At 42.7% G+C, this 14,356-nt stretch carries 15 protein-coding genes; 3 read left to right on the top strand and 12 right to left on the bottom strand.

Annotated features, from left to right (window positions below):
- Positions 1–225: 225 nt before the first annotated feature.
- Positions 226–1,848, top strand: coding sequence for a methyl-accepting chemotaxis protein (locus ACSLBF_RS14170; protein ID WP_440054004.1), 1,623 nt, complete (start codon positions 226–228; stop codon positions 1,846–1,848).
- A gap of 107 nt (positions 1,849–1,955) precedes the next feature.
- Here ACSLBF_RS14170 and ACSLBF_RS14165 read toward each other — a convergent pair whose 3' ends face one another.
- The 8 genes from ACSLBF_RS14165 to sfsA all read right to left on the bottom strand — a co-directional run bounded on the left by ACSLBF_RS14165 (position 1,956) and on the right by sfsA (position 8,451).
- Positions 1,956–2,192 (bottom strand): hypothetical protein, encoded by a 237-nt coding sequence (locus ACSLBF_RS14165; RefSeq protein WP_440054003.1) that lies wholly within the window; start codon positions 2,190–2,192, stop codon positions 1,956–1,958.
- 9 nt (positions 2,193–2,201) lie between these two features.
- Complete coding sequence (panC, locus tag ACSLBF_RS14160) at positions 2,202–3,050, bottom strand: pantoate--beta-alanine ligase (RefSeq protein WP_440054002.1); 849 nt, start codon at positions 3,048–3,050, stop codon at positions 2,202–2,204.
- Between the two features lie 58 nt (positions 3,051–3,108).
- On the bottom strand, positions 3,109–3,903 hold the full coding sequence (gene panB, locus ACSLBF_RS14155; protein WP_440054001.1) for a 3-methyl-2-oxobutanoate hydroxymethyltransferase: 795 nt from the start codon (positions 3,901–3,903) through the stop codon (positions 3,109–3,111).
- Positions 3,904–3,924: 21 nt separating this feature from the next.
- Positions 3,925–4,410, bottom strand: coding sequence for a 2-amino-4-hydroxy-6-hydroxymethyldihydropteridine diphosphokinase (folK, locus tag ACSLBF_RS14150; RefSeq protein WP_440054000.1), 486 nt, complete (start codon positions 4,408–4,410; stop codon positions 3,925–3,927).
- A complete protein-coding gene (pcnB, locus tag ACSLBF_RS14145) occupies positions 4,411–5,709 on the bottom strand; it encodes a polynucleotide adenylyltransferase PcnB (RefSeq protein WP_440053999.1) in 1,299 nt (432 codons plus the stop codon).
- 459 nt (positions 5,710–6,168) lie between these two features.
- On the bottom strand, positions 6,169–7,104 hold the full coding sequence (gene gluQRS, locus ACSLBF_RS14140; protein WP_440053998.1) for a tRNA glutamyl-Q(34) synthetase GluQRS: 936 nt from the start codon (positions 7,102–7,104) through the stop codon (positions 6,169–6,171).
- A gap of 12 nt (positions 7,105–7,116) precedes the next feature.
- On the bottom strand, positions 7,117–7,560 hold the full coding sequence (gene dksA / locus ACSLBF_RS14135; RefSeq protein WP_440053997.1) for an RNA polymerase-binding protein DksA: 444 nt from the start codon (positions 7,558–7,560) through the stop codon (positions 7,117–7,119).
- Positions 7,561–7,734: 174 nt separating this feature from the next.
- Positions 7,735–8,451 carry a DNA/RNA nuclease SfsA gene (gene sfsA, locus ACSLBF_RS14130; protein WP_440053996.1) on the bottom strand — a complete coding sequence of 239 codons (717 nt, stop codon included), beginning with the start codon at positions 8,449–8,451 and terminating at the stop codon, positions 7,735–7,737.
- 77 nt (positions 8,452–8,528) lie between these two features.
- Here sfsA and pepB point away from each other — a divergent pair, with 77 nt between their 5' ends.
- Positions 8,529–9,824: an aminopeptidase PepB gene (gene pepB, locus ACSLBF_RS14125; RefSeq protein WP_440053995.1), complete on the top strand. Its 1,296-nt coding sequence runs from the start codon at positions 8,529–8,531 to the stop codon at positions 9,822–9,824.
- A 44-nt stretch (positions 9,825–9,868) separates the two neighbouring features.
- Here pepB and ACSLBF_RS14120 read toward each other — a convergent pair whose 3' ends face one another.
- The gene (locus ACSLBF_RS14120) at positions 9,869–10,288 is read right to left on the bottom strand and encodes a CBS domain-containing protein (RefSeq protein WP_440053994.1); all 420 of its coding nucleotides are present in this window, start codon (positions 10,286–10,288) and stop codon (positions 9,869–9,871) included.
- A gap of 147 nt (positions 10,289–10,435) precedes the next feature.
- On the opposite strand from ACSLBF_RS14120, the gene ACSLBF_RS14115 reads away from it, so the two are divergent.
- Positions 10,436–11,089 carry a DUF2987 domain-containing protein gene (locus ACSLBF_RS14115; protein ID WP_440053993.1) on the top strand — a complete coding sequence of 218 codons (654 nt, stop codon included), beginning with the start codon at positions 10,436–10,438 and terminating at the stop codon, positions 11,087–11,089.
- Here ACSLBF_RS14115 and ACSLBF_RS14110 read toward each other — a convergent pair.
- From ACSLBF_RS14110 to ACSLBF_RS14100, 3 genes are all read right to left on the bottom strand, one after another.
- Positions 11,086–11,868 carry a divergent polysaccharide deacetylase family protein gene (locus tag ACSLBF_RS14110; RefSeq protein ID WP_440053992.1) on the bottom strand — a complete coding sequence of 261 codons (783 nt, stop codon included), beginning with the start codon at positions 11,866–11,868 and terminating at the stop codon, positions 11,086–11,088. The genes ACSLBF_RS14115 and ACSLBF_RS14110 overlap by 4 nt on opposite strands.
- A 93-nt stretch (positions 11,869–11,961) precedes the next feature.
- On the bottom strand, positions 11,962–13,179 hold the full coding sequence (locus ACSLBF_RS14105) for a S41 family peptidase (protein ID WP_440053991.1): 1,218 nt from the start codon (positions 13,177–13,179) through the stop codon (positions 11,962–11,964).
- 37 nt (positions 13,180–13,216) lie between these two features.
- Positions 13,217–14,347, bottom strand: coding sequence for a murein hydrolase activator EnvC family protein (locus tag ACSLBF_RS14100; protein ID WP_440056242.1), 1,131 nt, complete (start codon positions 14,345–14,347; stop codon positions 13,217–13,219).
- Positions 14,348–14,356: the final 9 nt, after the last annotated feature.

Genomic DNA, 14,356 nt, shown 5'->3' with positions numbered 1-14,356 from the left:
ATCACCCTCAATCTTCATATTTCTTCATAGAAAAGCGTCAGCAAGGCGTATTTAAATCGTATAACGAATAAAATCTCACCTTTGCTATAAATTTTGATTTGAGTTCACTTAATTGCAAAAAGTTGTATCTAGAATAAAGATTTTGAACAAAATTATTGGAAATACTCTATAGTTAACTAAGATAAAAACAAATCTATAATCCGTCTTTCTTTAGAAGGTGTAAATATGAGCCTAGGTGCCGCTTTTGCAGATCTGAGTATCACCAAAAAGATACACGCAATAACCTTGGTTGCAGTCGTAGCGTTCGTAGCTATCGTGATGGTTAACTACAATGCAATTAGCTCCAACCAGAAAGCCCTCAATGAACTTAAATTATCCACCTACAAACTATTAAATATCACGGCAGAAAACGCCAATAACCTTCAAAACTTGGATCAACTCTACACACAAGCAGTCACGTTTGGTGATACTGAGCTTATTGGCAAAGCCGCACAAACAGTAAAACAAATCACTGAAAATTTGGACAAGTTGGACTCAGTACAACGTGGATTTATGCCAAGTAATAGTGCTGATGAACTGAAAAAATACAGTGAGGTGGCGCGTTTAATTGCTTCAGGCATGATAGATGGAACTGCGGATTTTAGTAAAATTCAAGAAGATGCAAGAAGAAAAACCGAAGTATACGAAAGCCTAGTTAAAAGCTTTAACAATGCTAAAGAAAGAGCAAATGATCGATTCATTGAGCTTTTGGAAAACACCGAAGCTCGCTCCGATAACGCCCTAAAAATTATGCTTATTGTAGCAGTTTGTTCTTTGATCATTCTAATCATGCTAGCGATAGCAATTGCGCACCGTATTGGAAGCTCAGCTCGAGATGCAGCAGAAAATTTGAAGCTTTTAGCGCAAGGTGAAGGCTCTTTATCGACTACTTTGAATGTCCGCTCTCGTGATGAGATAGGCCAAGTATCTATCAATTTCAATGAATTTGTCGCGCTACTTAAGGGGACAGTAGTAGATGTGATGAGTGTTGTTGAACCTCTGGCTAAAGATTCTGGACGCCTGATTGAAGGGATGGGCAAAGCAGAGTCTGCAACAAATCAACAAACACACGATGCCGAAGTGGTGCGCCAATCAATGGAAGAAATGCGTTTGAGTGTTGGTGATATTTCTCAGTCAGCTTCCCAAGCCTCTGATGCAGCACAGGTTGCAGAGCAAGAAGTTGAGCAAAGTAAACGTCAAATTCAAGTCTCGGTAAATGAATCACAGGCTTTGAGTGAAGAAATCAACCGTGCAGCAGACACAATCAATAAACTTGCTGACGACACTCAGAATGTGACGCAGATTCTAAACGTTATTACCTCAATTGCAGAGCAAACAAACCTCTTAGCTTTGAATGCTGCGATAGAAGCTGCGAGAGCGGGTGAGCAAGGACGTGGTTTTGCCGTGGTTGCTGACGAAGTAAGAGAGTTAGCATCTCGTACCGCGCAATCGACTAACGAAATTAGAGAGCTATTAAACGTTTTGACTGAAGCTGCGAATCAAGCTGTAAATGCAATGACCAGTGCCAGTGATATGGCTTCTAATAACGCGGAGGCTGCAGCCCAAACCGGTCAGTCAATAGAACAAATAGCTGAGCAGATATTATCAATTAATAGTATGAATGGCCAAATTGCAGCCGCAACAGAGGAGCAAACGTCTGTTGCTGCTATGGTGGTGGATAATGTCACTTCTATGCATAACTCTTTCCAAGATACCATGCATGCGTTACACGATGTAAGAGATGTTGCTGAAAACTTGAACACGTTATCTGAAAACCTGAAAGATGCGACCTCTAAGTTCAGGGTTTAAGGTTGATGGTAGGCTAAGATGGACAGCCACATACTATAAATAAAAAACACGGTCTCGACCGTGTTTTTTATTATGTATTAATGCGACAGCGCGGACGTATTGATGAATTAGTTGTTTTGACTCGCTTTTTTAAGCAGTTCGGCCTGTTCTTTACACTGATTAAAAGCTTCTACACATTTGTCTGTACAAACACTGTGAGACAGCGTACCAGCCGTTGTTTGTAGCTCACAATTACTTTCGCATTGATAGTTTTGTTGTGCACATTGATTCAACTCTGGCGAGTTAGTGTTAGCACAACCAAATATGACGAAGCAAAGTGAGATAACAGTGAGCGAGTTTTTCATTATTTTTCCTTAAATAGAAACCTGAATATTGTCTATTAATCTTACTTTACCTAAAAAGGCAGCAGCTAATATGACAAAATCACTATCTTTCAGTGTAGCAGGCTTTAAGGTATCCCTTTGGGCAATATTAAAATAATCAGCAACTAATCCAGCTTCCGTTAGATCGGTAATGGCTTTATTGCGAATGGCATCGAAATTCAGCTCACCTTCTAGTATGCTATCAGCGGCGTGTTTCAACGTCTGGTATAACACTTTTGCTTGGTCTTTTTCCGCCTCAGTGAGATAGCCATTTCTTGAACTCATCGCAAGTCCTGATACTTCACGTTGAGTTGGTACTCCTATCACTTCGACAGGGATAGATAGGTCCTTAACCATGGCTTTTATGACTTGCAGCTGTTGAAAATCTTTTTCACCGAAGCAGGCAAAGTCAGGCTGAACCAAATTGAACAGTTTGCACACTACCGTAGCGACACCTCTGAAGTGTCCCGGCCTCGCGCCGCCACAATGGCGTTCAGAGACTCCTGGTACGTCGACAAAAGTTTGTTCTGCATGACCATTCGGATAGATGGTTTCGACAGTGGGCGTAAATACAATATCGGTATCTAAGTCTGCGAGACCTTGTTTATCTTGATCTAGAGTACGCGGGTAGGTCGATAAATCTTCATTAGCGCCAAATTGCATAGGGTTAACAAAAATACTGACAACGACCTTATCTGCTAGCGTCTTGGCTTTTTCAACTAAAGAAAAGTGTCCTTGGTGTAGATTGCCCATTGTCGGTACGAAGGCAATGCTTAAGCCTTGTTGACGCCACGCTTTTATTTGACTGCGTAGTGATTTAATTTCAGTGATCGACTGCATTTTTAGTCTCTTTTTCTGAGTGAACCATTGATAAGCTTAAAGTGCACTCATGACGATTTTAATTAAATTCATGCTCGTTAGTTGGAAACAGTCCTGCTTTTACATCATCGCAGTACTTTTTGACAGCATCATGCATGTTTCCTGTTTCCAGTAAAAAGTTTTTAGAAAACTTTGGTATATAACCTGCCGAAATCCCAACAAGGTCATGCATCACCAATATCTGACCATCAGTATCTTTTCCAGCACCAATCCCTATTACCGGAATTGAAACGGCTTCAGTAATGCGTTTGGCCAATGCCGACGGAATACATTCGATGACCAGTAGTTGGGCTCCTGCAGCTTCTAGGGCCTTTGCATCCTCTACCATCTTATTCGCTTTATCGTCGTCTCGACCTTGAATCTTGAAGCCACCGAATACGTGCACTGATTGCGGCGTTAGCCCTAAATGACCACACACAGGAATACCTTGTTGTGTTAACGCTTTAATACTGTCATAAAGCCAATCACCGCCTTCTAGTTTGACCATATTCGCGCCAGCCCGCATTAGCTTAGCCGCGTTTTCGCAGCTAGTTTGTACGTTGGAATAGCTCATGAAAGGCATATCAGCAATGACAAAAACGTCTTTGCTTCCAGCTCTGACACATTTTGTGTGATAGGCAACTTCGTCCGTGGTAACGGCTAACGTGTCATCGTTACCTTGCAAGACCATTCCCAGCGAGTCGCCGACGAGTAAAACGTCGACACCACAATCGTGAAATAGCTTTGCAAAACTTGCATCATAAGCGGTCAAAGAGGTGATTTTATTATTCTCACGCTTCATTTTAGCAAGCGTAGATACAGTAATTTTTGCCATAGTCATTCCTTCTCGTTGTTATTATGATTGTAGCTTGGTGAGGCCATTTAACGGAACATCAGAGGCTAGCGTTTTTAGTTGCCTACCATCCGGTAATTCGAGCTCATAGTCGAGCTCAAGCAGAGGATAAACGACAAATTCACGCACAGTTAGGCCGTAGTGTGGGACCGTAAGCCGAGAGGTCGTTATTATTTCATTGTTAAATAACAAAATATCTAAGTCTAAAGTTCTTGGTCCCCAGCGGTTATCTTTTCTTACTCGTCCGTGGTTTAGCTCAATCTCTTGTAATATGTCGAGTAACTCGATCGGCTCAAGCGAAGTTGATAATTCAGCAACGGCGTTGACATAATCCGGTTGGTCTTGTGGTCCCATTGGTTTTGAGCCATAAAAGCTCGATTGCTTGTTCAATGTCAACTGTGGGTGCGCAGCCAGTACGTTAAGGGCACTAGTAAGCTGCGCTATTGGCTCAGAGAGATTTGCACCGAGCCCGATATAGACGGTATTCATTTATTCAGCTTTCTGTTGTTTTCTTGGCTTTCTTTTGTATCTACGTTTTGGTTTACCTTGGCCACTGCCTAAGGCTTTTACCATGTCTTTTTGACCTGTGACATCTTTATTCAAATACTCAGTCCACCAGTCAGCAAGCTCTTTTTGCTGCGTTTCTCCACTGTCTACTCTCAGCAACAGAAAATCGTAAGCAGCTTTAAAACGCGGTAACAAACTGAGGCGGTATGCGCGCTGGCCTGAGCGTTTATCAATACGTTGTTGAATATGCCAGATATCACGTGCACCTAAAGTGAAACGTTTGGGAACCGCAACACATCGAGCGTTATCAGCGAGCACCTGATTAATAGCTTGCATAAAGGCATCGTGAGAGTTAAGGCCATCAGCTTCAAGCTCGGCTACCTTTTCAAGAATTGGGAACCAAAGCAAGGCAGCATAGATAAAGGCTGGTGTCACTTTTTTGTTGCTATTAATCCGCTCGTCGGTGTTAGCAAACATTTTTTGGATGAAGTTTCGCTCAAAGTCACTTTCTGGTTTGCTAAGAATCGCTTCTAAAGCAGGATATAATTGCCCAAATAGTCCTAGCTCTCTTAGCATCAAGAAGTTTTCTTCGGCTTTACCACCTAAAAATAGTTTTAAAGATTCTTCGAACAGGCGGGCTGCTGGAATATTACTTAACAGAGGTGCCAAAGGCTTAATTGGAGTTTTGGTGGCCTTGGCTATTTCCATATCTAGTTTTGTGGCAAACCTGACGGCGCGAAGCATGCGCACCGGATCTTCGCGATAGCGAGTTTCTGGATCACCAATCAGTTCTATTTTACGTGCTTTGATATCTGCAACGCCGCCAGCAAAATCTTTGATAGAAAAATCATTGATAGAGTAATAAAGGGCGTTAATAGTGAAATCACGACGCTCGGCATCTTCTTCGATACTACCGTAGACATTGTCACGCAATAATTGCCCGTGCTCACTGGCTTGACTGATTTTATTTGCTTCGTCTTCACCTTGGTGGTGACCGCGCATGGTTGCAACTTCTATAATTTCTCGGCCAAATACAATGTGAGCTAAGCGAAATCGTCTACCAATTAGGCGGCAGTTTCTGAATAGCTTTTTCACCTGCTCTGGGGTGGCGTTGGTGACGACATCAAAATCTTTAGGTTCAAGTCCCAATAGGATGTCTCGAATACAACCGCCAACGAGGTAAGCGTCGTAACCACCATCTTTTAAACGATAAAGTACCTTGATGGCATTTGGACTGAACTGTTTACGCGAAATACCATGCTCACTGCGAGGGATGACCACAGGAGTTTTGTTTATTGTTTTTACCTCTGTGTTGCCAGATCCTGAAACCAGCTGGCGGCAAAAGTTTACAAGTGTGGTAATAATAACCTGTCTCCTGAGCAATGTTTGTTTATTTCGCTAAATGATTTGTTGTATTTAACAGAATGAAGCTGAATGTCTTATGTCTGCATAACTTAACACAAACTACATCGTCGACTCTCACCTAAAAGCTGACATCGATTCAACTCTCTGTTTGGATACTTTAGTTGCAACCGTACGCAAGGTGTTTCGCATTTCGGTGCAATCGCTTAAACGAGATGAATACTTAAGTCACTTTTGGTCGTTTAAGCGCTAAGTTAGTTTGCAGTTGATGCGATATTATGGGTTTCACTTTATATTACTGCCCATCACATTAGTGCAATCAATCAACAAATTAACAAGGCTCGCTATAATATACTCAATTGAGCAGAAATTGAAGCGTTAGCGGTGAACAGGAATAAACTCAAAACTATCTTCGGCTGTAGGTCGTACTTGAATTTCAGGGACTTTAGGCAAGCGGTTAAAGTCGTAATTTTGGACAGCATGCTGTAATAACGCTTTACTTGAGTCATAATTTTCAAGTGAATCAACAGGCTGTCCCAAGAACCTTAGTGCTGCGTGTAAAGTTGGCATTGGGTTAGTCTTATTAATCGCTGGCGCATGATTTTGCTTTGAAAGCTTGAAACCAGGTTTTGCAACCGCCAATGGGACATGTGAATAAAACGGGACGCTTTGCTTTAATTGATTGAACAAACTGATCTGTCGGGCTGTCGGTTCTAATAGATCCGCGCCTCTAACGATGTGCGTGATCCCTTGTTCAATATCGTCCACCACTACCACTAACTGATATGCGAATAAACCATCTCGCCTGCGGATAATATAATCTTCATGTGCCAAACTTGGGGGAATGTCTACTCGGCCTTGAATGGCGTCATTAAAACCTGTTATCGGAAAATGTTGCTCGATTCGAATAGCATTTTGTGATTGTGGCAATGACTTGTTTCTACAGCGGTTATCATACAAGCCACCCATCGCTTTAATTTCTTTTCGGGTACATTGGCACGGATAGACAAGTCCCAATTTATTGAGAGTGTTAAGCGTGTCTTGATAAAGTGCATGTCGCTGAGATTGATAGACAACGGTTCCGTCCCAGTGTAATCCATAGGCATCCAGCGTAGCTAAAATGTCGCTGTCGGCACCATCAATCATACGCGGAGTGTCAATATCTTCGATACGAACCAGCCATTGGCCGTGGTGAGCTTTTGCATCTAAGTAGCTTGCTAATGCTGCTACTAATGAACCGAAGTGAAGTGGCCCAGAAGGGGAGGGAGCAAATCGGCCACGATAGCTCCCAAAATATTCAGCGTTTGGGGACATAACAGGTTGAGATTATCCTCGGCCCTGTTGTTTTTCTTTGATTTCAGCTAGCGATTTACAGTCCACACATAAATCGGCAGTTGGACGAGCTTCTAAACGGCGAATTCCAATTTCGATACCACATGACTCACAGAAACCAAAATCATCGTCGTCGATAAGTTGTAGTGTCTTTTCGATCTTTTTGATCAATTTACGTTCACGGTCACGAGTACGCAGCTCTAATGAGAACTCTTCCTCTTGTGCCGCTCTGTCAACAGGATCTGGGAAATTTGCCGCTTCATCTTGCATGTGCGTTTTCGTACGGTCAACTTCGTTACGTAAGTCTGCACGCCATGCTTCCAATATTTTTCTGAAATGAGAACGTTGTGCCTCATTCATGTATTCTTCGCCTGGCTTTTCTTGATAAGGTTCTAACCCGGCTTGAGCCAATAACCCTAATTTTTTCTGGTCTGGCATACCATTCTCCTAAATCCTTAATACATAACCCCAGCTAACGCCGGCGGCTATAAATAGCAAAATCTTCACCCCATAGCAAACACTTTTTTATTAAAAGAGTATGCCGAATTTTAAAAGCTAACCCTTTTTTCTGGTGCGAGCGATTGCCACGTTATGTGGGCAAATTTATTATTATCAATAGGCAGTAAAGCGTATTTGTTCAGTAATAGCTATTTTTGAGGCAGAAATAGCCGCTTTATAGGCATAAATTTCAACACCTTGTTGCTGTGCTTCGATTATCAGTCTGGCGTATTGAGGGTCAATGTGGGCCGCTGGTTGCACGGATTCTATGCCTGTATGTAATACCACGAACAACAGTACTGCACGATTTCCTTGTTGTTTAATGTGAATAAGTTCTCGAAGGTGTTTTTGCCCCCTAAGGCTTGGTGCATCAGGGAAGTAACCTTGGTGTTGTTCAAGTAGAGTCACGGACTTGACCTCAACATAACAATACTTTGCACTATCATCATTTGGCTCGCTTAACAGTATATCGATTCTGCTGTTTTCGTTTCCATATTTCACTTCGGTTGCCAGAGATTGATAGCCGTTTAACTGCGAGATGCGTTTTTCTTCAATGGCCTCTACAGCAACTTTGTTGGCAACCGTTGTGTTGACACAAATAAGTTCGCCTTTGTCGTTTTGGGTAAGTTCTAGAGAATGTGGGTACTTACGCTTCACATTGTCGCTAGTTGAGAAATAGCCAGTGAAACCAGGCTCGGCACAGCCTGTCATTCTGCCAGTATTGGCGCAGTGGGCTGTAAAGGTTTCACCATCACCTGTTTCTAAATCGGCAAGGAAGCGTTTATAACGTTTCAATAATTTTGCTTTTTTTAGTTTTGGTTCAAACTTCATTAATCGCTTTCGGTTGGGTGTATTTGCAGCCTAGTGTACACTTGTGAGATCAAATGAACACAAGAGTGAATATAAGAATGTCAGATAAATTTGTTGTCAAACTCACGGAAGATGCCGCACCAAGTTATTTGGGCGCGAACGCGGTAGTATCTTTTGAAAAAGATACTGCTGTGATCCACCTGCAAGAAAACGAAACCCTAAAAAATGTTCAAAAAGCCGCGCGTAGCATAGCTCAGCAAGGGGTTGCTCAAGTGGAACTCTGTGGGGCACTTTGGTGTACTGAATCACAATGGGCTTTTTACCAAGGTTTTGTGAGTGCAAAATCACTAGACCCTGTGACATTTTGTGAAAATGCGCAATCTGATCTCAATGAGCTTGCGGCACTTAAACGTGCTGCAACTTGGATGCGCCAGATGATCAACGGCACAGCCGAAGACATCTATCCTGAAAGTCTCGCGGGTAAAGCGGCAGAATTTATCCAGTCACTTGCTCCTGAGCATGTGAGTTATCAAATCATCAAAGGTGATGCGTTACTTGAGCAACAATGGATTGGGATCCACTCTGTAGGACGCGGTAGTGATCGTCCTCCTGTTTTGCTTGAGCTTGATTACAATCCAACTGGGGATGATGAAGCGCCAGTCAGCGCTGCTTTAGTTGGTAAAGGTATTACATTTGATTCGGGTGGCTACTCAATTAAGCCAAGCGAAGGAATGTTAACGATGAAGTGCGATATGGGTGGTGCTGCGACGGTGACTGCGGGTCTCGCGTTGGCAATTCAGCGTGGTTTTGATCGCCGAGTTAAGCTCTTCTTATGTTGTGCTGAAAACCTAATATCAGGCAATGCCTATAAGTTGGGGGATATTCTAACGTACAAAAATGGCACCACCGTTGAGATTGTTAATACCGATGCAGAAGGTCGCTTAGTGTTAGCTGATGGCCTGATGGCAGCGGGAGAAACTGGCGCTGAGCTAATTATTGATGCTGCCACGTTAACGGGGGCTGCGCTGGTTGCGGTTGGTCAAGAATATAATGCCTTGTTTGGCTTAGATAAAGACCTTGTCAGAGACGTACAGACTTTGGCTAGTGAAGAATTTGAAGCCGCTTGGCCTTTGCCTCTTGAAAAGTGGCACCAAAATAGCTGCCCTTCGCCCTATGCAGATACTGCGAATAGTAGAGCACAAAAAGGCGGTGGATTTGGTGGCGCATCAAATGCCGCTGGGTTTTTGTCTCGTTTTGTTCCAAATGAAGGCAAAGGTTGGGTGCATATTGATTTGGCTGCATCATTTCAAAATAGCGCAGATAGCCTTTGGAGCGCAGGAGCAACAACAGTCGGTATGAGAACGGTCGCCAGAACGTTACAAGATAAAGCTTAATTTTAGCGAGTGGGGAGGACTATTGTTAGTACTTCCCCACATGTTTATGCCAGTAATACCGCGGCCAGTCTAACAAAATCAGAAGAAGTCAAAATACCGACCAGCTTATTTTCATCATCGACCACTGGCATGCAGCCATGTCTGTTTTCCACAAAAAATTTCACCACGTCTTGTAGGCTTTGTGCTGGTGTGACACTGGCGAAATCCGTCGCCATGATATCGTTAACTTTGGTTTGTTTTTCTTTTCTTTCCATTGCGTTGGCGCCATATGTCGCCATAATCCCCATTACTTTTGCAATCATTATTTTTTGAGTTAGCATGCCCACGAGTATGCCTTCTTCATTGATAACGGGAATATGCCGGACATTTTTTTCTTTCATTATATTGTGTGCATCATGAAGAGTATTGTCAGCGGTAACCGCAAAAGGATCTGCGGTCATTAGGTCTGCAACGGTGTGATTCATAATAATTCCTTGAAAAGTACCAATCTTAAATAAGTCTAGATGTTAGCCAAAGACTGTCCAATTGATGCTAACCGAGATCAAGGTTTTTGAACTTTTTCTACTTTAAAGTTGTCGACTGACGACCAATAAAGATAAAAGGAAGAAATAATGAAAAAAGTGATTTTGGCGAGTGCGTTCGTTAGTTTATTTAGCGCATCGGTGTTCGCAGAAAGCCGCAGTATTGAATATGGTGAAATAAACGAAATTCTCGATTTGATCCACAACCAAGCTAAATCTGACTATATTCTTTCTAAATTTCATTTAGATATCAAAGATGATGCCCTAGCGTTGCAAGATATTAAGCTTTGGCTTGAGCAAGATGGCAAGGTTATCGGGCAAGGGAGTGTTGATACAGAAGGTAACATTGACTTGCCAATTCTACCTCAGAAACAAGCTGAGAATGTTAAATTAGTGATAAATCAGCCTAAAGGTGCGGTTGCCATCAATGTTGCCACCGATATAGCACCATTGACTCGTCAGCAAGTCTCGTATCAAGAGTTATTTGTGTTACTTGATGATGTAAATGAGTTCACGAGTTTAATGGCCGGTGGCCTTTCATGGTTTGTTCCATCGATGGACAAACTGGAATTCACCTTCGCGGCCCCAGCGGAAATTACTTTCACGGATGAGAAAGGCCGAAATAAAGTGTTCAAAACAGACTCAGAGCACAAAATCGAAGTCCCGATGAAAAGTAAATGGATGAAATTAAACCCGACGTTGCAATTTAGCGCATTACCTGAAAAGTTTGCGCCAATGGATTAATCTTCCAATGTGGTCGGCTGAGCTGGGCTAAGGGAATCAATCTTGGCTTTTGCTAGCCGAATATATTTTTGCTCGACCAGTGTCGATACAGATACCAGTTCAATTCCCAGCAAAGGTAATTGCACTAGTTTTTGTTTAAGAAATTGGTAAGTTTCGGGATAAGGGTGGGCAATCATGATAATCGGCTCTCCCTGATAAGCTCTGCTGACTAACTCATCCCATTGTTTGTTCATTGCGTTGCTCGATACTTCATTATCTAAAAAGATATGTCTAGCTACGTTTTTTACGCCAAACAAGTTTGCGGCATGTTGAGCTTGGCTCTCGGTAGTTGTGCGACTGTCCAAGAAATACAGGTTTCTGCGCTTTAGCACTTCCATAGTCCACTTCATTGGCTCAAGATTCTGAGTTAACGCTGATCCCATGTGGTTATTTACCCCTTTTACTTGAGGTAAGGTAGACAGCGCATTACCCAAAGTGGTCTGCAGTTGCCACTTTTCCATGTCAACAGTTAAGGCTCCAGGGCCAAGCGCTTTTTCGCTATTAAGTGCTTGCATGGGCACGTGTAACAATAACTCTTTATTTTGTTGTGTCGCTGCAAAGGCAAACTGTTGAGAAAAAGGAGTATGAGGCAATATCGAGTAACTGATATGACCTGGCAGGTTAAGTAATTGTAGATCGCGCTGGTGATTACCTATGTCATCAATAACGATAGCCAGTTGTGATGCTGGCACGACGGCAGAAGTAAGCGCGAATAAAATCCCTAAAATTATTTTTAGCACTGTATTTATTATTATCTTGTTGCGCTACCAAGGTAGCAATCCTGTTACACCTGTCGGTATTATTATTATTTGGCCTCATTATCAAAGCTGAGGTTATTTAGGTCGAACCAATGCTACTGCCTTAGGCCAATGTGTAGCAAGTTGCTCGATACCAACTTGTTTGGGTGATTCTTCACCAGTCATTATAGCGCTTTTATTCATAAGAGAAAGCGCTTGTTCTGAGATAGAGACATCCGGTTCAACCCCTGTGCCTTCGATTGAGAGTCCATCGGGGGTGAAATATCTAGCCGTTGTGAGCTTCAAAGCGGTTGTACCATTGCCAATGGGAATTAATGATTGAACCGAGCCCTTACCAAAAGAGCGTATGCCAACAACGAGTGCTCGCTTGTTATCTTTCAAGGCCGCGGCAAGGATCTCTGCAGCAGACGCTGAGTTTTTATTTATTAGCACTAAAATTGGCGCACCATTAAGAATGTCTCCGCGTTTTGCAAAATAGGCTTGGTTTGCATCAAAAAAGCGGCCTTTGGTTGTCACTATGGTGCCTTGATCTAAAAATAAATCAGAAATCGCAACCGCACTGCTAAGTGTCCCGCCAGGGTTGTCACGTAAATCAATAATCAAGCGGCTAAGTGGCGTGCCGTTTTCATGTTCTAGCTTGCTAATATGCCTTGCAACATCATGATATGAATGGTGATTGAAGCTATTTAAGCTTAAGTAACCAACACTGCCATTGAGAAGCTTACTTTCAACACTTTGAATGGTGATTTCTTCACGTTTTACATTTAGTGTGACAAGCTTTTGACCACGAAGCACATCGACTTTAATGAGCTCTTTTTGCGCTGACTTTAGTAAGCTCGAAACATGTTCAATGGAGGTGCGCTTGACATTTTTGCCGTTGATCGCGATAAGCTTATCACCGCTTTCAATGCCTGCGAGTTCTGCGGGTGAATTGGGTAACGTATCTAGGATGACCACATAATCTTGCTGTTCTTCAACTTCGATTCCAAGCCCCGTGTAGCGACCGTTAGCAGCACTAAAAACGGCTTCAAGTTCGTCTGCGTCGAGATATTTAGAATAGGGGTCAAGATGATCAAACAGCACATTAAAATTTTGCGTGTTAAATTGGCTTAACGGGATATCTTCAACATAGTAGGTGTGGATGTGATAGAGAATTTCATCGACTTCTTGAGAATTAAATTTTTGTGCGAATGCAAGACTAGATGTAAAAAAGAGCGCTAACAAAAACACACACAGTACGACAACGCTCTTCACTATTCGAGAGGTAGTGTGAAAAAAAGATGTTGAATTCATGTGCTGCTCCTCGCTGAGGTGCAGCAGTGTTACTCATTTAACTAGAACTGCACCATTTAACAGGGTCCACAGCGCTTCCCTTATGCCGTAACTCAAAGTATAGACCAGGATTTCGCTGCCCGCCGCTTTGCCCCACAAGTGCAATCGTTTCGCCGCTTTGCACTTGATCTCCGACATCGCGTAGCAGAGTCTGAGCGTGACCATATAAGCTCATATATCCATCCCCATGATCCAGTACAATGACCCAGCCAAAACCATTTAGCCAATCGGCAAATACCACTTGACCGGGAGCGATGCTGTTTATGCCATCGCCATCGGAGGCATCAATCAATACGCCTTTCCAGTTCATGCCTGCGTGTTTGCGTTGACCAAAACGATGCTTAATACGACCTTGTACTGGCCACGGCATTTTACCTTTCAGGTTACGCAGGCCCGCTAATATGATTTCATCAACGGATTGGACCTTGCTAAGTTCTTCTAGCGTTGCGATTAGGGTTTGTTCGTTTTCTTTCAAATAGGCAATAGCGGATTGAGTCGACTTCAGCTTTTCGTTCAACGCAGCGAGGTGGGCCTGTCGCTCTTGCCGGGCAATTTGTAGTTGCTGATGACGCTCTGTTTGTTGCGTTTTAAGTGCTTCCAATCTACGTTGAGCCAGCAGTAAGGATTGTTGGGTGCTATTAAGTTGTTCAGAGACCAACTTTAATTCATTGAGTTGCCTAATTCGCGCTTTATTGAAATAGTTGTAATAACTAATTGTACGTTCAAGCTTTGCGGCTTTTTCTTGATTAAGCAGCATCCGCGAATAATCATGGGCGCCAGTCATATACGCGCTTTTTAGTTGAGCTGCGAGCAGCTTTTCTAAAGTTTGCTTTTTAGATGCAAGTTGATGGGATTGTCGACGAAGTTCACTTTGCTCTTGTTGGTTATCTGCAATGCCTTTGGCAGTTAAAGACAATGCCTTCGCACTTTTAGCAATATCCAGTTCAAAGCTACGAAGTTTGGACTCCATCGCTTTTATTTCAGCACGTTGTTGGTTATAAGCTTGAGTGCTCTTTTTTATTTCCTGTTGAACTGCGCTTAAATCCTCTTTGGTACGAGATTCATTGGCAACGACAGATGTCGTTGCCAATACGAGCAAAATACTGGCTATCTTTAGCGCGTTTATCATCATTGCAGG

The organism is Pseudoalteromonas sp. T1lg65 (genome assembly GCF_051930985.1).
Lineage (GTDB): Bacteria > Pseudomonadota > Gammaproteobacteria > Enterobacterales > Alteromonadaceae > Pseudoalteromonas.
The sequence above is the reverse complement of the archived record's forward strand: the minus strand, read 5'-3'. Positions and strand labels throughout refer to the sequence as shown.